Origin of the sequence: Allobacillus halotolerans (genome assembly GCF_018967645.1) — a bacterium.
GTDB classification, from domain to species: domain Bacteria; phylum Bacillota; class Bacilli; order Bacillales; family Alkalibacillaceae; genus Allobacillus; species Allobacillus halotolerans.
In genome coordinates this window covers 21,155-43,267 of record NZ_JAHLZF010000014.1, presented here as the reverse complement: position 1 = coordinate 43,267, position 22,113 = coordinate 21,155, and the positions used below count along the sequence as shown (strand labels likewise).

At 40.2% G+C, this 22,113-nt stretch carries 19 protein-coding genes and 1 pseudogene; 16 read left to right on the top strand and 4 right to left on the bottom strand.

The window, feature by feature from the left end:
• Positions 1 to 111 precede the first annotated feature (111 nt).
• On the top strand, positions 112 to 471 hold the full coding sequence (locus KQ486_RS10010) for an Asp23/Gls24 family envelope stress response protein (RefSeq protein WP_144159534.1): 360 nt from the start codon (positions 112 to 114) through the stop codon (positions 469 to 471).
• A gap of 35 nt (positions 472 to 506) precedes the next feature.
• Positions 507 to 2,177, top strand: coding sequence for a DAK2 domain-containing protein (locus KQ486_RS10005; RefSeq protein ID WP_216687535.1), 1,671 nt, complete (start codon positions 507 to 509; stop codon positions 2,175 to 2,177).
• 69 nt (positions 2,178 to 2,246) lie between these two features.
• Here the strand turns inward: KQ486_RS10005 and KQ486_RS14710 are convergent.
• Both KQ486_RS14710 and KQ486_RS14665 read right to left on the bottom strand, forming a co-directional pair.
• Positions 2,247 to 2,452: pseudogene (locus KQ486_RS14710) on the bottom strand (IS3 family transposase); the annotation flags it as partial.
• Positions 2,436 to 2,711 carry a helix-turn-helix domain-containing protein gene (locus KQ486_RS14665; protein WP_216687534.1) on the bottom strand — a complete coding sequence of 92 codons (276 nt, stop codon included), beginning with the start codon at positions 2,709 to 2,711 and terminating at the stop codon, positions 2,436 to 2,438. The pseudogene KQ486_RS14710 and the gene KQ486_RS14665, both read right to left, overlap by 17 nt.
• A 219-nt stretch (positions 2,712 to 2,930) precedes the next feature.
• Here KQ486_RS14665 and KQ486_RS09990 point away from each other — a divergent pair, with 219 nt between their 5' ends.
• The 3 genes from KQ486_RS09990 to KQ486_RS09980 all read left to right on the top strand — a co-directional run bounded on the left by KQ486_RS09990 (position 2,931) and on the right by KQ486_RS09980 (position 7,033).
• Complete coding sequence (locus KQ486_RS09990; RefSeq protein ID WP_216687533.1) at positions 2,931 to 3,296, top strand: hypothetical protein; 366 nt, start codon at positions 2,931 to 2,933, stop codon at positions 3,294 to 3,296.
• A 441-nt stretch (positions 3,297 to 3,737) separates the two neighbouring features.
• Entirely contained in the window at positions 3,738 to 4,415 is a 678-nt protein-coding gene (locus KQ486_RS09985; protein ID WP_216687532.1) for an ABC transporter ATP-binding protein, read from the top strand.
• On the top strand, positions 4,412 to 7,033 hold the full coding sequence (locus KQ486_RS09980) for an ABC transporter permease (RefSeq protein WP_216687531.1): 2,622 nt from the start codon (positions 4,412 to 4,414) through the stop codon (positions 7,031 to 7,033). Before KQ486_RS09985 ends, KQ486_RS09980 begins: the two co-directional genes overlap by 4 nt.
• 56 nt (positions 7,034 to 7,089) lie before the next feature.
• Here KQ486_RS09980 and KQ486_RS09975 read toward each other — a convergent pair whose 3' ends face one another.
• Positions 7,090 to 8,349 (bottom strand): NCS2 family permease, encoded by a 1,260-nt coding sequence (locus KQ486_RS09975; RefSeq protein WP_246569282.1) that lies wholly within the window; start codon positions 8,347 to 8,349, stop codon positions 7,090 to 7,092.
• 176 nt (positions 8,350 to 8,525) lie between these two features.
• Here KQ486_RS09975 and sdaAB point away from each other — a divergent pair, with 176 nt between their 5' ends.
• The 9 genes from sdaAB (at position 8,526) to rnc (ending at position 17,028) form a co-directional block, all read left to right on the top strand.
• Positions 8,526 to 9,188, top strand: coding sequence for an L-serine ammonia-lyase, iron-sulfur-dependent subunit beta (gene sdaAB, locus KQ486_RS09970; RefSeq protein WP_216687529.1), 663 nt, complete (start codon positions 8,526 to 8,528; stop codon positions 9,186 to 9,188).
• Between the two features lie 23 nt (positions 9,189 to 9,211).
• Complete coding sequence (gene sdaAA, locus KQ486_RS09965) at positions 9,212 to 10,105, top strand: L-serine ammonia-lyase, iron-sulfur-dependent, subunit alpha (protein WP_216687528.1); 894 nt, start codon at positions 9,212 to 9,214, stop codon at positions 10,103 to 10,105.
• A 3-nt stretch (positions 10,106 to 10,108) separates the two neighbouring features.
• Complete coding sequence (gene recG, locus KQ486_RS09960; protein ID WP_216687527.1) at positions 10,109 to 12,139, top strand: ATP-dependent DNA helicase RecG; 2,031 nt, start codon at positions 10,109 to 10,111, stop codon at positions 12,137 to 12,139.
• 519 nt (positions 12,140 to 12,658) lie between these two features.
• Positions 12,659 to 13,216 (top strand): transcription factor FapR, encoded by a 558-nt coding sequence (fapR, locus tag KQ486_RS09955; RefSeq protein ID WP_216687526.1) that lies wholly within the window; start codon positions 12,659 to 12,661, stop codon positions 13,214 to 13,216.
• 17 nt (positions 13,217 to 13,233) lie between these two features.
• Positions 13,234 to 14,244 (top strand): phosphate acyltransferase PlsX, encoded by a 1,011-nt coding sequence (gene plsX, locus KQ486_RS09950; protein WP_144159505.1) that lies wholly within the window; start codon positions 13,234 to 13,236, stop codon positions 14,242 to 14,244.
• On the top strand, positions 14,237 to 15,181 hold the full coding sequence (gene fabD / locus KQ486_RS09945) for an ACP S-malonyltransferase (RefSeq protein ID WP_144159502.1): 945 nt from the start codon (positions 14,237 to 14,239) through the stop codon (positions 15,179 to 15,181). The genes plsX and fabD overlap by 8 nt, the downstream gene beginning before the upstream one ends.
• Positions 15,182 to 15,922, top strand: a complete 741-nt coding sequence (fabG, locus tag KQ486_RS09940; RefSeq protein WP_216687525.1) for a 3-oxoacyl-[acyl-carrier-protein] reductase — start codon at positions 15,182 to 15,184, stop codon at positions 15,920 to 15,922.
• Between the two features lie 46 nt (positions 15,923 to 15,968).
• Positions 15,969 to 16,202, top strand: a complete 234-nt coding sequence (locus KQ486_RS09935) for an acyl carrier protein (protein ID WP_144159496.1) — start codon at positions 15,969 to 15,971, stop codon at positions 16,200 to 16,202.
• A 136-nt stretch (positions 16,203 to 16,338) separates the two neighbouring features.
• Complete coding sequence (gene rnc / locus KQ486_RS09930) at positions 16,339 to 17,028, top strand: ribonuclease III (protein ID WP_216687524.1); 690 nt, start codon at positions 16,339 to 16,341, stop codon at positions 17,026 to 17,028.
• A gap of 166 nt (positions 17,029 to 17,194) precedes the next feature.
• Here the strand turns inward: rnc and KQ486_RS09925 are convergent, their stop codons facing one another.
• Positions 17,195 to 17,419, bottom strand: coding sequence for a DUF1128 domain-containing protein (locus KQ486_RS09925; RefSeq protein WP_216687523.1), 225 nt, complete (start codon positions 17,417 to 17,419; stop codon positions 17,195 to 17,197).
• Between the two features lie 111 nt (positions 17,420 to 17,530).
• Between KQ486_RS09925 and smc the strand changes: the two genes are divergently transcribed.
• Both smc and ftsY read left to right on the top strand, forming a co-directional pair.
• Entirely contained in the window at positions 17,531 to 21,097 is a 3,567-nt protein-coding gene (smc, locus tag KQ486_RS09920) for a chromosome segregation protein SMC (RefSeq protein ID WP_216687522.1), read from the top strand.
• An 18-nt stretch (positions 21,098 to 21,115) separates the two neighbouring features.
• Positions 21,116 to 22,111 carry a signal recognition particle-docking protein FtsY gene (gene ftsY, locus KQ486_RS09915; protein ID WP_216687521.1) on the top strand — a complete coding sequence of 332 codons (996 nt, stop codon included), beginning with the start codon at positions 21,116 to 21,118 and terminating at the stop codon, positions 22,109 to 22,111.
• The last annotated feature ends 2 nt before the right edge of the window (positions 22,112 to 22,113 follow it).

Below are 22,113 nucleotides of genomic sequence, written 5' to 3'. Positions count from 1 at the left end.
ATCAAGAAATTTAACTTGACAGAAGGACTATTCTACAGATAACCTTTTAAAAGAGAATGCGATATAGTAAAATAGCTGTAGTTTAGGTGCTTTATAAAAGGAGGAGTTTACGTGTCAGTTGAGATCACGAATGAATATGGACATGTAACAATATCAAAAGAAGTCATTTCAACAGTTGCTGGAGGCGCAGCAACCGAATGCTATGGTATTGTTGGAATGGCCTCCAAAAATCAATTCAGAGATGGTCTTTCAGAGATATTAGGTAAAGAAAATTTCTCTAGAGGTGTCGTCGTTACAAACGATGAAGGAGACTTGACGATTGATATGTATATCATTGTGAGCTATGGTACAAAAGTATCAGAGGTGGCTCATAACGTACAAAATCAAGTAAAATATGCGTTGAAACGAATGATTGGCTTAAACGTTAACGCTGTAAATATTTATATTCATGGCGTACGAGTAACGGCATAGTTGATAGGATTGGATTTAAGGGAGGAAATAGAACCGTGACTATACAGAAATTAAACGGAAAAGATTTTGCGCAGATGGTTCTTATGGGTGCGAACCATTTGTCGAATCAATCACAGATGATTGATTCATTGAATGTTTTTCCTGTTCCCGATGGAGATACAGGTACAAACATGAATTTAACAATGACTTCTGGAGCAAAAGAAGTTGAAAAGGTTACAGAGGATCATGTAGGTGAAGTAGCAGCTTCATTTGCAAAAGGATTATTGATGGGTGCTCGTGGAAATTCGGGTGTAATCCTATCACAGTTATTTAGAGGTTTTTCCAAGAGTGTTGAAGGAAAAGAAAGCTTAACGGTGAACGATTTAGGAGAAGCTCTTGAAGCAGGAGTTGAAACAGCCTATAAAGCCGTTATGAAACCAGTCGAAGGAACAATTTTGACTGTTGCGAAAGATGCTGCCAAACAAGGCACAACCACCGCAAAAAATACAGAAGACGTCATTGAATTTGTTGAAGAGGTTTTAAAAGAAGCAAAAGCTTCACTAAACCGTACACCCGACTTGCTTCCTGTATTGAAAGAGGTCGGTGTAGTCGATAGTGGTGGACAAGGCCTCGTTACGGTTTATGAAGGCTTTTTGGCTTCGTTGAAAGGTGAAGAATTGCCACAAACAAGTACGGCCGCTCCATCCATTGACGAGATGGTCAGTGCTGAACACCATAAAATGCATCAAGATTTTATGAATACGGAAGATATTGAGTTCGGTTACTGTACGGAATTCATGGTTAAATTCGAAGAGGATAAACTAAAAGATCATCCGTTTGACGAGGAAGAATACCGAAATACATTAAGCGAACAAGGTGATTCATTATTAGTCGTTTCCGATGATGATGTTGTGAAAGTACATATTCATACCGAGTATCCTGGTGAAGCTATGACAATCGGGCAGAAATATGGAAGCTTGATCAACATCAAAATAGAAAATATGCGTGAACAACATACGTCTATTGTCGGTGAAAAGCCGAAAAAAGAAGAGAAACCGGCGAAAAAGATTCCATTGGGCATCGTAACCGTAGCGATGGGTGACGGAATTAAAGAAATGTTTGAAAGTCTTGGCGCAACAGTTGTCATTGAAGGCGGACAAACGATGAATCCGAGCACACAAGATATTGTTGAAGCAGTACAGCAAGCTAACGCTGAAAACGTACTTATTTTACCTAACAACAAAAATATTGTCATGGCAGCAGAACAAGCTTGTGAGCTAGTTGAATTCCCTGCGAAAGTAGTTCCGACAAAAACGGTTCCACAGGGAATGAGTGCTATGCTGATGTTCAATCCAGAAGGGGAACTGGAAGCGAACCAAGCAGAAATGACTGAGGCAACGAATCACGTCAAAACGGGTCAAGTGACTTATGCCGTTCGTGATACATCGATTGATGGCAAAACCATTGAAGAAGGCAACTTTATGGGAATCCAAGATGGTGACATTGAAGCTGTCAATCCAGATAAAATGGAAACCGTTAAAGAATTGCTTAAAAACATGATTGATGAAGAAGAAAATGAGATTCTCACAATTCTTCAAGGAGAAGAAGCGACGGAAGAAGAAGTCCAAGCGATTGAGTCCTTTATCGAAGAAGAATACGATGAAATCGAAGTTGAAATTCACAAAGGAAATCAACCGATCTATTCATTTATTTTCTCAGTGGAATAAGAAAAAGGAAACAGCGGGTGGATGAACTGCTACCCATCAAGTAGACAATGAAAATAAGTCAAATTAATCCTAAATGGCCTTCGTCCGATATTCAATTGGACTAAGGCCATTTAGTCTTTTTTGGTACCTTTGGTGATTGTAAAAATGAATGTATCTTTCAAAGGCTTCTTTCAGATCTTCAAAGGTGTCGTACTTCTGTTAGGTAAATAATACTCCTCGCTCTTCAATATACCGAAAAAACCTTCCATAGAACCATTATCAATACATCTTCCTACTCCATTTACGTAAAACGGTGGAACTGGAGATGTTATAGTGATAAACAACTTCACTTAGGGAGTACTTACCGCTTTCATAATCTTTCACAGCCTGTAATTTAAGTTCTTGCGAGTAACGATTCCAAGTCTTCGATTCTCTTAATCCCTCAACACCCTCAGTCTCAAATTTATGGAGCCACCTCTTTAAAGTGCTTTCTGATATTCCGTTATATGAGCAGTAATCAACTACAGAACAATTCCTCGAGTCAGAGCTGAACAACCTCTATCTTAAATTCATCAGAGTAGGATCGTTGAGATATAAAAATGCCCCCCTTCAAAGTTAGTTTTTTTAACTGTATAATTTGAAGGGAGCATATCAGGAATGCTCGCTGTTTTTTGTTTATACTATTTTTTAATTCTAAACTTTAAGAATATTTTAACGATTAATTGACAACCATATATAATTAATGTAATATTATAGAAAAGAAGGTGGATTATAGTGAGAAAGCTGATTGTAAGTATTTTGACTATTACACTTTTTCTTCTCATATCATCTACAACCATAAGTGGTTATGCAACAATCACTCCGCAAGAACAGACAATTGAAGGCAGTAGTGGAACGGCTTATTGGACATTTAGTTGGGGAACTGGATCTAACCCTTGGCGTGTTGACTTTGCGGCAGATACGGATCGTTCATACGTAACTATTGACCGAAATACGAATAGCACCGTAATGACTCACCAACAGTATTATAGCTTAGGGTATGGTACTAACTATGATAATTACACACCTCACCTTAGAGTAATGGATAGTAATTATATCATCACAGGGGTTGACACAGCCACTGTTTATCAAAACAGATAGACTAATAGAGGCTGGGACAAAATCTTTAAAGTAGACTCAGATGTGAACATTCTAATTTAGTGTGCCGGAAATACCCGCTTCGGAAATATACTGCGCTTTTACCCACAGGGCATAAGGCGACATCTGCGATAAATCGCAGTGTCTTCTATATCGCGGGCAGCTGTTGAGCCTCCTCGTGCTTTGCACTGCGGGGTCTCACCTAGGCTTTTGCTCCCGACGCCCCAGGACAGGCTAGTGTCAACGTTGGCCACAGGACGTACTTCTACAGGATGTGTTGGTTTCCCCGTTGCACACAGGACGTGTGCGGTTTTTGTGGAATTTCTTTTATTTTCTGACCGCAGAAGTCTCCGTATATTTCTTACGCTAAGTTAGATTGTTATTTGTGTTTCTGAGTTAATAACTTTGATTTATCTCAGCCCCTATTAAAAAGGGGAGAAATTCATGCTCATGGAAGCTAAAGGAATTCAGGTTACATATGAACAAGGTAAAAATCAGCAAATTTTCGCACTGAGCAACGTTGATTTGGTGATTAACAAACAGGATTGGATTTCCATATTGGGACCTTCAGGCTCGGGCAAAACAACGTTATTGAATGTGTTGGCAGGATTACATACCCGTTTTGAAGGCACAGTTGAATTTAACGGTAAGAAGTATAGTGACTTTACAAAAGAAGAGCTTCAACAAATGCGAAGAAATAAAATAGGTTATATTTTTCAAGATTATCGACTCTTTGATCAGTACACTGTCTTGGAGAATGTAATGATGCCTTATTGGCCGTATGAAAATAAGCTACATCTGAAGTCAAAAGCTAAAGAAATCATTGGACACTTAGGACTAACTGAACGCATAGACGCATTACCAAACGAATTGTCTGGAGGAGAAAAACAAAGAACCGCAATTGCCCGCGCGTTATTAAATGAACCTGATGTATTATTATGTGACGAACCTACAGGTAATTTAGATGAAGACAATCGAGACCACATATTGGAAATATTGAAAACATTGAACGAACAAGGTATTACGATTCTTCTCGTAACACATGATCCATTAGTCGGAAAGTTGGGTAACAGAGAATATTACATGCGTGATGGCAGGCTACAAGAGGTGCAGCCTACATGAATCGTTTGAGTTTTTTAAAGGCTAAACGAAATAAATGGTATTCTGGTATTTTCATGATCGCTTTCTTTTTCATTTTACTTTGTTTTCCTGTAGCCATCCATTCTGTTTTCAACTTACAACAAGATGTAGAAAGTAATATATCCCATTATGCACGAGGCAGTTATGATTTATTGGTTAGAGCAGAAGGCAATCAACATCCATTGGAGGAAGAACTGGGTATCGTACCTGAAAACTATATTGGTTTTGGTCAGGGTGGTATTTCGATTGAGCAATGGGAACAAATTCGAGATCGAGAAGATATCGAAATTGCCGCACCTGTCGCATCTCTAGGTTATTTTACAGGGGTGACTTCGAATTTTGGTGTTATGTTTCTGGATACAAGCAGCTATTATGAAACAACGTTTTTCACAGAAGATGGAATTAATTCTTATCCAGTCGGTAACCGGCAAATGTGCTATTTATTAGAGTCTGGAATTGAAGTAGATGGTAAACCAGTTCATCCAAAATATGAATTCTTCACGGATAACCGTGAACTACTGAATTATTGTAAAGATGAAGCGCCAAATTTTTTAATGCCTAGCACGTATCAACTTGTCGTGGGAATTGACCCGGAGGAAGAGGAAAAACTGGTCGGTGTTTCTTTTGATAAAATTGATCCTGAACAGACCATCAGAGGCCCAGCCTATCAATTTCAGCAAAATGGATTCCCCAACTCACCATTATTGCCAGTACTAGAGATTGAAGGTCCATCACCCACCTTGAAAGCCAACGTAACAGCTGCAACGCTTGACATCGAACCTACTGAAGTTGTCGCATTAAGAGAAAGATATGATATAGGCAGTACAGTTGATGATTATCCTCATGATTTCTATCAGTTACTTGATCCGGAATATGCAGAAAAGCGTCAGTTACTCATCAACGATTTACAAGCCATACCAAGAGATGAAGTTTTTGAGTTTACCGCCGACTTAGGTAAAGAATTGAAGTCCTTTCATCAAAATGGAATCATCCTTTTTGAAGATGGATCTGTTCGCCATTTGGCTGATCATCCAGAATTATTTGGCGGACGCTATTTTGAAATGTATGACTTCTTAAATAACCCAATTTATTATCAAGCCGGATATCCAAGTTATGATTTAAGCGGTGAAGGTATTCAAATCAAGCAAGCCGGTGAAGAAAACGGTATTCCGACGTATCGGGAAATTATCAAGAAAGGGATGACAAGTGAAGAAGCCTCCGATCAAGGAGAAGACGTTGTTATACTCGATCCTGTTGATACCATAGATTTTGGGGAAAGGGATATCGATTTGGCATCCAGTCCGCTCGGAATCTATCAATTTTCTCCGGTATACGGGAAAGATGAAAATGGCAATGAGGTGGAATTGAAACCGACCTTGACACCGGGAAGTTTTATTACTCCCCCGGCTAAAGGTGTAACGAATATCGAGAGTTCTGTCCTTGTCAAAGGTGATCAACCGATTGATGCAATCCGGATTAAAGTTGCTGGAATTACGGGTTACACGGATGAATCAATCCAGAAAATTGATGCCATCACTGATGAATTGGAAGAGATAGGTCTCATGGTGACCAAGATTGCAGGGTCATCACCGCAAACGATGGAAATGGACGTTGAGAATATCGGTACAGTCAAAGAATCGTGGACGACTTTAGGAGCAGCTGGAACTATTATCTCTGAGTGGAGTTTGACCAACCTGCTTCTTGGCTTATTGTTTGTCTTAGTTGTGTTAACTTACATGCTGAATCGTTCACATTTTTGGTCTGTCGTTAATAAAAAAGACATTCTTTTGTATCAACAAATGGGTTGGTTAAATCGTGATATCAGACGAATTGGAAAACAAGAGAATCTATTATTGATATTGACGAGCATCGGAATAGCCGTTCCTTTTGTTGTGGCAATCCCTGCTTTTTCAGTCATGGAATGGGATTTACTTTTCTTATTTATTTGTTCAGCGATTTCATTTCTCATTTTCATGCTTGTAATGAATCATTACTATACGAAACAAATCACCAGTTCAAAAGGGAAGAAGCGAATGAATGGTGAAAAAATCAAAAGAAAAAATTCTTTAGTCAGTAAAAACTTAGCTTTTTATCAAAAACATATTCGGACAACCTTTGTACAACTGTTTTTGGTCAGTAGTTTAAATTCAATTGTTTATTTGGCGTTAACAGGTACGGTGACGACGACCAATGTAACCGCATTAGGTGAATTTGTTAATGTCCAGATTAATGCTTGGCATACAATCATCCTCGTAGTTACGTATATTCTAGGAATAATCACCTTGTTAGAAAGTAACTATTCTTTATTAAGAGAGCGGGAAAAAGAAATTACAACCTATCTCTCAATTGGGTGGAGTTTAAAAGATATATCCCGCTTATTATTAAAAGAAATTGCCATTTGGAGCTCAGTGGCCGTTGTATTGGGGATGATCTTAAGTACGTTTGTCTACGCTATTTTATTTTCGATTAGCTTAAGCCATATCATCTTAATTATAGGTGTTTGCTTGGTATTGTTTAGCGTAGTCATGTTCATATCTAGAATCTTTATCGAAAGGTTATTGCGCAGGAAACATATCAAAACAAACAGTCTATCTGCTTAAACGTCTATCCTAATTAGACTATAAGAAAGCACCTCAAATCCCTGAGGTGCTTTCTTTTACATCGTTGCCTTGACGATAAACTCCAAGACAAATAATCCGGCGATCACCCATAGAATCGGAGTGGTTGCTTCTTTATTTCCTGTAAAATATTTTATCAACGGATAAGCGATAAACCCAAATGCCATTCCATCTGCAATGCTGTACGTAAATGGAATCATGAACATGATCAAGAACATCGGAAAAGCTTCCGTCAGATCATTTACATTAATGTGTTTAATGTTTTGCATCATTAGCACACCAACGATGATTAAAATCGGACTGATTGCATTTGCTGGAATCATGCTGATGTAAGGGATCAGTAAGATGGTTGATAAAAAGAGTACACCAGCAACGACACTTGCCAGGCCTGTTCGTCCTTTCGCGGCAATTACTGCGGCGTTTTCTGCAGCCGGGATTGTTGGTGATGTACCGAAAAAGCCACTAAATAAAGCAGCGATAGAAGAGCTTTTACTGCCTACTTTATATCGCTCAGGCTTTTCGAGCATGTCAACCTGTCCTTGTAGAATGCCAATTGTTTCGAAAATCAAGACAAGAGCAAGGGGTAAAACAGCTGCCCAAAATGTTATTTGTCCGATGTGATGAAACTCAGGCGCAACCCATCCATCTGTTATGCTACTGAGTGAAATGGTAATCGGCTCCTGTTCTGAAAGTCCGAATACAAAAGTAAGCATGGTACCAACAATCATCGTAATCAAAAAGTTGGCAGGTACATTTTTAACAAATAAAAGCACACCAATCAGTAACGTTACTAAACTCACGATGACAAATGGTGAAGACAGGTCCCCTAGAGAAATGATGGAATGGTCCCCACTGACAATGAGTTGAGCATTTTCCAACCCGATCAATATTAAAAATAGTCCTAGTCCAATGGTAATTCCGTGTTTCAATGTAGTTGGAATGGAGCGACTTAAGTAAGAACCTATTGGTGTGAATGCAGTAATGACGAATACAAGACTTGCTATGACCACAACGCCTAGGCCTTCTCCATACGAATAATCATATTGTTGAACGATGGAGTAGGTGAATAACGCATTGACACCCATTCCAGGTATGATGATGAGTGGCAGCTTTGCCCAAAATCCCATCAATAAACAACCGAGCGTACTCGCTAGAATGGTAGCAATCATACCAAATTCCATGTCTAACCCAGCGTCTGCCAAGATGGCGCTATTGACGACGACAATATAGACAGTCGTTAAGTAGCCAATTAAACCAGCAGAGATCTCTTGTCCCCAATTATTATTTACTCTATTCATTATTTTCCTTCTTTTTAAATAACCCTCGACCCACCCGGGATGAAACCCAAAAGACATTATATAGGTACGTAGACTGTCAATGCAAATGATTTTGTTTCTGTTATGCCGAATAAGGTTGGGCTTTTCCGTATTTCTTGGTAAAATAAGAATAAGACAATAAGTAAGGATGGTGCCTTATGAAGTTTAGATCGGTTTTTGATGTAATTGGTCCGGTAATGATTGGTCCGTCAAGTTCACATACTGCAGGAGCTGCAAGAATTGGAAAGATGGCGCGTCAATTATATGGACGTCAACCAAAATGGGCCAAAATCCTTTTGTATGGTTCTTTTGCAAAAACGTATCAAGGTCACGGTACGGATGTAGCGATTGTCGGTGGGTTATTGGATTTTGACACATTTGATGAACGCATTAGAGAAGCTTTCCAGTTAGCGGAAGAAGCAGGGCTGACGGTTGAATTCATCGAAGAAGAAGGAGCTTCGGATCATCCGAACACAGCACGTATAAAAATCGGGGATGATGAAAGCGATTTCGAACTCGTTGGCATTTCGATTGGTGGAGGAAAGGCTGAGATTACTGAAATTAATGGATTTGAACTGCGATTAAGCGGTGAAAATCCGGCAATCCTTGTCTTGCATAATGATCGCCACGGTGCCATTGCATCTGTGACGAGCGTTTTGGCAGACAACAAAATTAATATCGGTCATATGGAAGTATCTCGTCGTGACAAAGGAAAAGAGGCGATGATGATTATCGAAACCGATCAACGGATTCCAGATGAGATTATGGAAAATTTGGAAGGCTGTGAACATATTTTAAGCGTTATTTCTATTTCGGAATAAAGAATAAGGGGGAGGGAAACAGCATGTTATTTAAAAACGTTAGTGAATTGATTCAGGCAGCCGAAGAAAATAATATCCCTATTGCTGAAGTAATGATTCGACAAGAAGTTGAAGAAACCGGAAAACCACGGGAAGAAATTTTTGCAGAGATGGGACGTAACCTGGACATCATGGAAAAATCCGTTGAAGATGGATTAAATGGTGTGCAATCGACCTCTGGCTTAACAGGTGGCGACGCTGTACTACTGAAAAATTATATGGAAAAAGGCAATACATTATCTGGTGAATTAGTACTCGATGTCATTAGTAAAGCCGTTGCAACGAATGAAGTGAATGCAGCGATGGGCACGATTTGTGCAACACCTACCGCTGGAAGTGCGGGATGTGTTCCGGGTGTGTTATTTGGTTTGAAACCAAGACTGAATCCAACGCGAAAGCAAATGATTAACTTTTTATTCACAGCGGGAGCTTTTGGCCAAGTGATTGCTAATAATGCGATGATCTCCGGTGCAGCAGGTGGATGTCAGGCAGAGGTCGGATCAGCAGCGGGGATGGCAAGTGCAGCTGCCGTCGAAATGGCAGGCGGAAGTCCTCAGCAATCAGCTGAAGCAATGGCGATGACACTTAAGAACATGCTCGGCCTTGTTTGTGATCCTGTTGCAGGGCTAGTAGAAGTACCTTGTGTGAAACGGAATGCGATGGGATCTTCCCAAGCCATCGTTTCAGCAGATATGTCTTTAGCAGGTGTAACGAGCCGTATTCCGTGTGATGAGGTCATCGGAGCAATGTTTAGAATCGGAAAATCAATGCCATCGACACTTCGCGAAACGGGTGAAGGCGGTCTTGCGGCAACACCAACAGGAAGAGCACTTGCAGCGAAAGTTTTCGGTCCAGCTGCAGCATCGAAAGAAGGGTAATAAGTGATTGAGGAACCAGTAACCAATATACCAAGCATCGGAGATAAAACAGCCGAACAACTACAACAGATGAACATTGAAAAAGTGGGGGATCTACTCTTCCACTTTCCTTTTCGTTATGATTTTCATGAACTGAAACCACTCACAGAAATTGCACACGATGAAGTTGCTACCATCCAAGGAATCGTCGCATCACAACCATATGTGCAATTTTATGGACGGAAAAAGTCTAGATTAACGTGCACACTTACGATTGGTCATGTTGCAGTAAAAGCGGTTTTTTTCAATCAGAATTTCTTGAAAGATAAACTCATTCCAGGTGAACAAGTTACCTTAACAGGAAAATGGGATGAACGAAGACTGCAAATAACGGTACATAAGTATCATCCAAAAGGTTTTGAAGACCAAACGATTCAGCCTGTTTATTCGACAAAAGGAAATATTACGACGAACCAACTAAAAAAGTGGATCTCTTATTCATTGAAGGCTTCGCTTTCTGAAGTCGAAGAATTACTGCCAGATCAGTATTTAAAGGAATATAAAATACCCGGAAGACAGCAAGCGATCCGTGAAATTCATCAGCCGAGTTCTAAAGTAGGTTTGAAGCACGCTCGCCGACGTTGGATTTATGAGGAATTATTATTGTTTCAACTGAAAATGCAGTGGATTCGAAAAGAAAACAAAAAACGGATGGAAGGGCTCGTCAAAAAATATGACGAGAATCAATTAGACAAATTCATTCAATCCCTGCCATTTCAGCTAACGAATAGTCAACAACGTGTGTTGGACGAGATTTTAACCGATTTGAAAAGTGAATCACGGATGAGCCGATTGCTTCAAGGCGACGTTGGTTCCGGAAAGACGATTATTGCTGCAATTGCTTTGTATGCAACAGCGTTATCCGGTCAGCAAGGAGCATTGATGGTCCCAACAGAAATTTTGGCTGAACAACACGCAGAATCTTTACAGTCTTTACTCGGTGACCATTTATCAATCGAGTTATTAACCGGTTCAATTAAAGGTAAAAAACGACGCGAAAAATTAGAGCGATTACAAAGTGGAGAGATTGATTTATTGATTGGGACACATGCGCTAATCCAAGATGATACTGTGTTTGATCAATTGGGCTTAATTATTATTGACGAGCAGCATCGTTTTGGTGTGGAGCAGCGTAAAACATTGCGAGATAAAGGTGTTACACCGGATGTTTTATTCATGACAGCCACACCAATTCCTCGCACACTATCGATTACTGCACTTGGTGATATGGATGTATCGACGATTGATGAGATGCCATCCGGAAGAATTCCGATTGAAACGTATTGGGTAAAGGAAAATATGCTAGAACGTATTTTGGCTTTTATGTTGAAAGAAATCCAAGATGGCCACCAAGCCTATGTCATTTGTCCACTCATTGAAGAATCTGAACAACTAGACTTATCGAATGCGATTGAAGTTTATGAGCAATTGCAAGCATGGATGCCTGATTCGGTAAAAGTTGGACTCATGCACGGAAGACTTCATCCCGATGAAAAGGAAGAAGTGATGCGAGCTTACGCGGAAAATGAAACTCAAGTGCTCGTATCAACCACTGTCGTTGAGGTTGGTGTCAATGTGCCGAATGCGACCATGATGTTGATTTATGGCGCTGAGCGATTCGGATTAGCACAATTACACCAGCTAAGAGGACGCGTTGGTCGGGGGAGCAGCAAAAGTTATTGCATCCTGATGGCTGACCCGAAAACAGAACAAGGTAGAGAACGAATGAGCGTGATGACAGAGACGACTGACGGATTCGAGTTATCAGAACACGACTTGAAGTTACGTGGACCAGGAGATTTCTTTGGCAAAAAACAAAGCGGTTTGCCCGAATTCAAAGTTGCAGATTTGACGGAGGATTTCCGGGCGTTGGAAGTTGCACGAAAGGACGCTGTCCGAATTATTCAAGATAATTTGATCGAAGAACCTGAATACCGTGTATTGAAAGAAATGATTCTCTCAGATCCACTAATTCAAGAGAGGATTTTTGATTAATTGATTTATAGAATGACGGCTGGAACAAATCAAAGTTATGAACTCAGAATCACGAATACCAATCTAACTTAGCGTAGGAAATATACGGAGACTTCTGCGGTCAACTAAATGCGGCCACGTCCTGTGGCCAACGTTGACACTAGCCCGTCCTGGGCGTCGGGAGGAAAAGCCTAGGTGAGACCCCGCAGTGCGAAGCACGAGGAGGCTCAACAGCTGCCCGCGATATAGAAGACACTGCGATTTATCGCAGATGTCGCCTTATGCCCTGTGGGTAAAAGCGGAGTATATTTCCGAAGCGGTTATTTCCGACACGCTAATTTAGAATGTTCGTATCTGAGTCAACTTAAGAGATTTTGTCCCAGCCATTTTTATTTCATCATTCATTTTTATCTTGTTTAACGGACAAGTTCATAAAATGGAGTGAGTCACAGAATTGCTTAAAAAATCATTGCAACAATGAGTTCTGTATTATATATTACTATTAGGACCTAGTCATAATACTGGACGGTGGAGCATCAAATGAAATTAAAAAAGAAAGATCGACAAGAACAATTAAATCAAGCTATTGAACAGACCCCGTTTATTACGGATGAAGAGTTAGCGGAACAATTTCAGGTCAGCATTCAAACGATTCGGTTAGACCGTATGGAGCTGGGAATCCCTGAAGTAAGAAAAAGAATTGAATCTGTTGCTCAGGAAAATTGGGATGAAACATTAAAAGCACTTCCCGCAGATGAGGTAATTGGTGAAGTGATTGATCTTGAATTAGATCAGTCCGCAATCTCCATTTTAGATATCCAAGCGGAGCATGTTTTTTCAAGAAACCATATTGCCCGTGGACACCATTTATTCGCACAGGCTAACTCGTTATGTGTAGCCGTGATTGATGATGAATTAGCATTGACTGTCAATGCTTCCATCCAATTTAAACGTTCTGTCCGTTTAAATGAGCGGGTTGTCGCAAAAGCAAAAGTAATCCATACCGATAAAAAAAGAACTACCGTTGAAGTGAATAGCCATGTTGAAAAAGAACTTGTATTTTCGGGGACATTCGAAATGTATCGCTCAACGGATTGATAAAGGAGTATTAGCTGATGAAAATTGCAATTGATGCAATGGGTGGCGACAATGCACCTGAAGCGGTCGTCAAAGGAAGTTTATTAGCAGTCAAAGAGTACGAAGAACTTGAAATCACGTTGTATGGTGATGAAAACCAGATTAAGCCCTTTATGAATGAGTCACATGAACGAATTTCCATCGTTCATACCGATGAAAAAATCGAAAGCACAGATGAACCGGTGCGAGCAGTTCGTCGCAAAAAGAATGCTTCGATGGTTTTAATGGCTGAAGCAGTTAAAGAAGGACAAGCAGATGCTTGTATCTCAGCTGGAAATACTGGAGCCCTCATGAGTGCAGGGTTGTTTAAGGTTGGCCGAATCAAAGGGATTGAACGACCTGCATTGAGCCCGACATTACCAACCGTTAATGGCGGAGGATTTTTATTCCTGGATGTCGGAGCCAACGTCGATGCGAAACCAAATCATTTGCTGCAATACGGAATAATGGGATCCATTTATGCCAAAAAAATTCGTGGCATCGATCAACCGCGCGTAGGTTTATTGAATGTCGGGACTGAAGAACAAAAAGGATCGGAATTAACGAAGAAAGCATTTGAACTTTTACAGCAAGCGGACTTGAATTTCATTGGAAATGTTGAGGCGCGCGATCTGCTTGATGGTGTGGCGGACGTCGTTGTAACGGACGGTTTTTCTGGGAACGTTGTCTTGAAAACCGTTGAAGGAACAGCTTCTACGTTGTTTTCTATGGTCAAAGATGTATTTATGAAAAGTACGAAAACAAAGATTGCAGCCGCTATGGTCAAGACGGATCTAAAAGGATTGAAAGATCGACTGGATTACTCAGAATATGGTGGAGCAGGTTTATTTGGACTTGCAGCGCCAGTCATTAAGGCACATGGATCATCAAACGATCGGGCGATTTTTAATGCAATCAGACAGACACGTCAGCTAGTCGATGAGCAGGTGATTGACGCGATTACTCAAGAAGTGAAAAAACTGCAAACTGAGGAGGGGTCGGATGAGTAAATTGGCATTTCTTTTTCCCGGACAAGGGTCACAAACGGTCGGAATGGGAAAAAGTTTCTTTGATCAAAATCAAGAAGTGAAAGATGCATTTCAACGAGCAGATGATGTACTTGGCTATTCTTTAAGTGATTTAATGTTGAACGGTCCTGATGAAACGTTGACAAAGACGGAAAATGCTCAACCAGCTTTATTATTGATCAGTGCAGTGATTAATGATCAGTTGAAGCAAAAAGGTGTTGAGCCAGCGTTAGTGGCTGGTCACAGTTTAGGAGAATACAGTGCATTATATGCTGCAGGTGTTTTAAGCTTGGAAGACGCCATTAAAGTCGTCCATGAACGCGGTAAATTAATGGAAAAGGCTGTACCTTCTGGAGAAGGCACGATGGCAGCTGTGCTGGGGATGAAGGATGAAGAGATTCGCCAAGTAACCGATGCAGTTACGGAAGCGGGTGACGTTGTCAACATCGCGAACTATAATTGCCCTGGTCAAATTGTGATCTCTGGTAGTGTAGCTGGAGTTGAAAAAGCGAGTGAGCAATTGAAAGAGAACGGTGCAAAACGAGTATTGCCATTGAATGTAAGCGGACCTTTCCATTCAGCGTTAATGAAACCAGCCAGCATTGAATTTCAAGCTGTGTTGGATTCAGTAAACTTCCAAGAAGCCAATATTCCAGTTTATGCGAACGTTCACGCAAAGCCAGTTACAACAAGTGATGAGATTAAGCAATTATTGATTGAACAACTTTACTCTCCAGTTCAATTTTCACAAACTGTCGAAAATATGTTGGAAGAGGATGTAGATGCATTCGTTGAAGTCGGCAGCGGAAAAGTGCTCTCAGGCTTAGTGAAAAAAGTTCATCGTCGTGCAAAGGTTTTTGCTGTCCAAGACGTAGATACCTTTGATAAATTTCTCGACTGGACGAAGGAGGAAGCGTAAATGTTTGAAGGAAAAGCAGCTCTTGTAACCGGTGCTTCAAGAGGAATTGGTAGAGCAATTGCACTTAATTTAGGTAAAAATGGTGCAAATGTTGTCGTTAACTACTCTGGAAGTAAAGAAAAAGCAGAAGCCGTAGTCGAAGAAATTAAGTCATTCGGCCAGGAGGCAATCGCTGTTCAAGCGAATGTTGCTGACACTGATGATGTAAAGCGAATGGTAAAAGAAACGATTGATACGTTCGGAAGTTTAGATATCCTTGTCAATAATGCGGGGATTACACGTGATAATTTACTTATGCGTATGAAAGAGGAAGAGTTCGATCAAGTCATTGATACGAATCTAAAAGGTGTATTTAATTGCACGAAAGCCGTCACCCGTCAAATGATGAAGCAACGAGCTGGAAAAATTGTCAATCTTGCTTCCATTGTTGGTGTGAGCGGAAATCCGGGTCAAGTGAACTATGTTGCCGCCAAAGCAGGTGTGATTGGCATGACAAAATCAGTCGCTAAAGAATTAGCTACTCGGAATGTCCACGTGAATGCGGTCGCACCGGGTTTTATTTCAACTGAAATGACAGATGAGTTGACCGATGAACAAAAACAAAGCATGTATGACATGATTCCATTAAATCGACTGGGAGACCCAGAAGACGTGGCTAATGTGGTTAAATTTTTAGCTTCCGAGGAATCAGATTATATGACTGGCCAAACAATTCATGTTGATGGTGGTATGGTTATGTAGTTATATGTTTTAATAAACATGCAACCTTTGAAGGGAGGTGACGTGAATGGCAGACGTATTTGATCGTATAAAGAATATTATCGTTGAACGATTGGATGTTGATGAAAGCAAAGTTACAGAAAATGCTTCATTTAAAGACGACCTTGAAGCAGATTCTTTAGATGTTGTTGAATTAATCATGGAATTAGAAGATGAATTTGATTTGGAAATTGCAGATGAAGATGCAGAGAAAATTGAAACCGTTGGTGATGCTGTTAACTACATAAACAGCAACCAATAATAAAACTGCTGGCCCCTAACTACTTGGAAAGGGGTCAGTTATTTCTTTTGAGAGCAGGACGTTCCTTTTGTCTCCTAGCACGATTTCGTTATACAATACAGTAAGATTAACTTTCAATTTAGAAAAGGTGAGTCAAGTGGACCTCCAATCATTTCAAGAAAAATACAACGTTACATTTAAGAATGAGCAATTACTCAAACAAGCATTTACACACACATCGTATGCGAATGAGCATCGAAAAAGTCAAATCAAAGATAATGAGCGCCTTGAATTCCTCGGCGATGCTGTATTGGAACTAGCTGTTTCTCAGTATCTGTACCGTGGGTATCCATTAATGAGTGAGGGAGAACTGACGAAGCTTCGTGCCAATATCGTTTGTGAGCCTTCTCTCCATAAGTTTTCCGTTCAGTTAGGAATGGATCAACTGGTGTATATCGGAAAAGGCGAAGAAGCGACAGGTGGCAGAAGTCGTCCTGCACTATTGGCGGATGTCTTCGAAGCATTCATCGGCGCATTATATTTAGACCAAAATTTTGATGCCACACTCAATTTTTTGAAGTCGAATGTATTTCCGCGAATTGAAGTGGGTGCTTTTTCGCATGCGATGGATTACAAAAGTTCTTTACAAGAATTTGTTCAGAAACAAGGCCAACAAGTCAGTTACCAAATCGTCAATGAAATTGGACCTGATCATGATCGGCAATTCGTTGCCGCTTGTTTTATAGAGGACCGTCATTGTGGTGAAGGTAAAGGCCGCTCAAAAAAAGAGGCTGAGCAACGTGCGGCTGAACGTTGTTTAACTGCACTGAAGCAACCAGAACAGTGAATTGAAAATAAACTCCATTCCCAATATGGATAAGGGAATGGAGTTTATTTTGTGAAATAACGATTTGGAAATTCTCAACACCCGAACGAAGCAATTCCACCTCGAAAGGACGTCGAAAGGGTGTCTCAATGGAGAAGACATCCGCATGATAAATATCTCAATGAAGTTAGTTCTTCCGAAATTTTTTTAATTCATCAATGATTGCATGAATTTCTGGAACACTCACTTGGCCTTTTGCCTTCACCATGTCGTAAAGGTCCTTAATATCTTGATAGTTTGATAGGTCAAAGTTGTCAGGTTTAACGACTGATCGGTTAATGATCTGAAGCTCTTCAGCTAGATCGTTAATGATAAATTCCAGATTTTCTTCTGTTGGTTCGTTCAAATTCATTGTATTCACCTCTTTAGCTTCTGAAGTCGACTTTTTGTAGCCTAGTATTTATGATAAAATAAATAGGTTGAAATGTTAAGTGAGTTCGTGAAAATGAGTAGGTGTATACATATGTATTTAAAAAAATTGGAGTCAGTCGGTTTTAAATCATTCGCAGAACGAATATCTGTCGATTTTGTTCCTGGAGTTACTGCAGTGGTGGGACCGAATGGTAGTGGGAAATCGAATATTACCGATGCGATTCGCTGGGTGCTGGGTGAGCAATCAGCGAAATCTTTACGTGGCTCAAAAATGCAAGACATTATTTTTGCGGGAAGTGATTCAAGGAAACCACTGAATGTCGCAGAAGTCACACTCACATTAGACAATAAGGATCAACGCTTGCCAATCGATTATGAAGAAGTGGCAGTGACAAGACGTGTCTATCGTTCAGGGGACAGTGAATATTTGATCAATAAGCAACCGTGTCGACTAAAAGATATTGTAGATCTATTTCTAGATTCGGGACTCGGAAAAGAAGCTTTTTCAATCATTGGCCAAGGACGTGTTGAAGAGATTCTTAGTTCAAAGTCTGAAGAACGAAGAAGCATTTTTGAAGAGGCAGCAGGTGTCCTAAAATATAAGAAGAGGAAACAAAATGCCGAAAAGAAGTTAATCGACACAGCAGATAATCTCAGTCGCGTCGAAGATATCATTCACGAGATAGAAGGACAGCTAGGACCTCTACAGGAACAGTCAGCGATTGCCAAGGAATACTTGGAGAGAAAAGATGAGCTGGAGCAATATGAAGTTTCGTTATTGGTTACAGAAATTGAATCCTACCATGAAGAATGGCAACAACTATTATCCAAAATTGATAAAAAGAAAGAATACCTACTCAACTTAAAGACAGAAGTGAATAAAGATGATGCTCAGTTGGAAACTTATCGACAAACCATTACGGCATTAGATCAAGAAATCGAAGAATGGCAAGAGAAAAAGTTAACACTGACACAGCAGATTGAACAACTGGATGGTCAACGAAACTTATTGACTGAGCAATTAAAGCACTTTGACGAAAATAAAGAACGATTAAAAAATCAAATTCAAGCCTATCAAGACCAAATTGAGCAAGGTGAATTCGATGTTGAAGACCATGAAGGAAAGCTCAACTTATTAAAATCACAGCGCGATGAAACGAAGAAAACAATTAATGAACTAAAAGAAAAGTTAAATCAAACAGGCCATCAAGTCGAAGAGCAAATCGAGACATTGAAAGCACAATATATCGACCAACTAAATGAGCAAGCTGCAAAAAAGAACGAAAAGCATTCAAAAGAAAAACAAATCGAACAAACAAGCTATCGAAAACAAAGATTAGATGAACGATTTGAAGAATTAATCAGACAGCGCGAAGAATTGCAGGAGAATGAGCAATTTTATACGAATGAAATTGAACATGAACAATCGACTTATCAGGAAATAGAAACGAAAGTTGAACAAGCGAATAAATCGTACGCTGCGTTAGCGGAAGACATCCGGGTTGATGAAGGTAAAAAACAAGAAGCTTACCGCTTGATTGATCAATTACGTTCCAAAAAAGATATGTTGGAGCAAATGAAATCTTCTTATAGTGGATTTTATTACGGTGTGAAGGCAATTCTGCAAGCATCCAAAAAAAAGAAAATACAAGGAATTCATGGAGCGGTCGCCGAGTTGTTGGAGATTGACGAAGCTTATGTTACCGCAATCGAAACAGCATTAGGTGGTCAAGCTCAAAATATCGTAACCTCGGATGAAGCGGCGGCCAGAAGTGCAATTCGTTGGTTGAAAAAATCGAACAGTGGGCGCGCCACGTTTTTACCGTTAACATCGATTCGCCCACGAAAGATTAGACAGGAAGACATCAACCGATTAGACCAAGAAGGTTTCATTGGAATCGCTGCTGACTTGGTATCAGTAGATTCAGCATATGAATCGATAGCCAAACAGCTATTAGGAAATATATTGATTACAGAAAACTTAAAAGCAGCCAATGAAATTGCCAAAAAGATGAACCATCGCTATCGGATTGTGACGCTAGAAGGGGACGTAGTGAACCCAGGTGGTTCGATGACTGGTGGAGCCAAGAAGAACTCCAACCAAGCCTCTTTGTTTACAAGAGAGAAAGAATTGGATGAAACAGCTAGTAAACTGAATCGATATGAACAGAAGACGAAGCAATTTGAACATAATTTACAAGAAAAACAAACCAAACAGGAACAGTTGAAGAAAGAAATTGCTGACCTTCAAGAACAAAAAAGAAATCAGGAAGAAATCATCAAAGAAAAAGAACAACAACTATATTCTGTCACGTATCAATTGTCCAATGTACAAGATCAATTAAACGTGTACGATCAAGAAAATGATCAATTAGAAATTGAAATCAACGAACTTAAAAAAGACTTAAACGATGTGACAGAGTTTCTTAAAGGATCAGAGAAAGAAACGAATCGATTACGTGAAAAGATTGAGCATTTAACGAATAACTTGTCCACTTATAAAGAAGCACACGAAGAGGTTCGTGAACAATTGAACCATATGCAAATTCGTTTTGCTGAGCAGGATAGCGAAGTAAGAAACCAAAGAAATCGCTACGAAGAGGCTTTGTCCGACCTGGAAGAAGGAAAGAAGATTAAGCAAGCGAAAGAACTAGAGTTAAAGCAACTGCAAGAGTCCTATGAACAGAAGGATTCTATTGAAAACCTGACAACTAATTTGAAGACGTATCGACAAAACCTCGTTACGTTGAATGAAAATATAGATGCAGGCAGAGAGAAGAGACAGTCGATTACCCATCAACGCGATGATCTTGAACGTGAAGTAAAAGAAAAAAACAAGCAATATGAGCAGGAAAATAATCAAGTTCAAAAGCTCGAAGTCAATGCGAGCCGCTTGGACGTTGAATTGGAAAACCGTTTGCAACAATTACAGGATGACTACACACTTACTCATGAGCGCGCAAAACAAGAATACGGGTTAACGGATGATTTGGAAGCCTCAAGAGAAAAAGTAAAAACGATTAAACGTGCGATCGATGAATTAGGTCATGTGAACTTAGGTGCGATTGAAGAGTACGAACGTATTCAGGAGCGCTATGACTTTTTAAAACGTCAGCAATCTGACTTGTTGGAAGCGAAGCAAACCTTATATGACGTCATTGGTGAAATGGATGAAGAAATGGTTCGTAAATTCAGTGACACTTTCGAGAAAATCCAGAAAGAGTTCACGCAAGTATTCAAAACATTATTTGGTGGCGGCCGGGCGGAGCTGCAATTAACGGACCCACAAGACATGCTTGAAACAGGTGTTGAAATAATCGCTCAGCCACCTGGCAAAAAGCTGCAGCATTTAAGTTTGCTATCCGGTGGCGAACGGTCATTGACAGCGATTGCGTTATTATTTGCGATTTTACGTGTTCGCCCCGTACCATTCTGTGTATTGGATGAAGTGGAAGCGGCGCTTGATGAAGCAAACGTATTCCGGTTCGCAAAGTATTTACGGGAATTTTCTGCTGAAACACAATTCATTGTGATTACACACCGAAAGGGTACAATGGAACTATCCGATGTATTGTATGGTGTGACGATGCAGGAGTCAGGTGTGTCAAAAATGGTCTCCGTTAAACTCGAAGAAACGGAAGACATGATGTTAACGTAAGAAAGGAAGTAGTGAAACATGGGTTTTTTCAAAAAACTAAAAGATAAAATTAACGATCAGACCGAACAAGTAACGAATAAATTCAAAACAGGCATGACGAAAACGCGTGATAACTTTACATCGAAAGTCAATGATTTGGTCGCTCGATATCGTACAGTAGACGAAGAGTTTTTCGAGGAGCTCGAAGAAATCTTGATCTCCGCAGATGTCGGTGTCGAAACCGTCATGGAATTGATTGAAGAGTTGGAAATGGAAGTGAAACGGAGAAATATTAAAGACACCGAACAGGTTAAGGAAGTCATATCAGAGAAGCTAGTGGAAATCTATTACGGTGATGATGAAGAATCCATCGAGGAATTGAGCCTTAACGAAGATGGCCTTTCCGTTGTTCTTATTGTTGGTGTCAATGGTGTCGGTAAAACGACAACGATCGGAAAGCTTGCCTACCAATTGAAACAAGAAGGAAAAAAGGTTGTTCTCGCTGCGGGTGATACATTCCGTGCAGGTGCAATTGAACAGCTAGAAGTATGGGGAGAGCGTACAGGTGTCGATGTAATTAAGCATAGCGAAGGTGCCGACCCAGCTGCTGTCATTTATGATGGAATTCAGGCTGCCAAGTCCCGTGGGGCCGATGTGCTTCTATGTGATACGGCAGGACGTTTGCAGAACAAAGTAAACTTGATGAAAGAGCTATCCAAAGTAAAAAACGTAATCAGCAGGGAAATTGAAGGAGCACCTCATGAGACATTGCTTGTATTAGACGCAACGACAGGTCAAAATGCGATGGCTCAGGCTAAAACGTTCAAAGAAGCAACGGATGTTTCCGGAATCGTTTTAACGAAACTGGACGGAACAGCGCGAGGCGGAATTGTTCTTGCGATACGAAATGAAATGGGGCTACCGGTCAAGTTCGTCGGTCTTGGTGAACAAATGACGGACCTTCAACGTTTCAATGCCCATCAGTTTGTCTATGGATTATTTGGCGATCTCGTAGATGACGGTGTAGAAGAATAGGA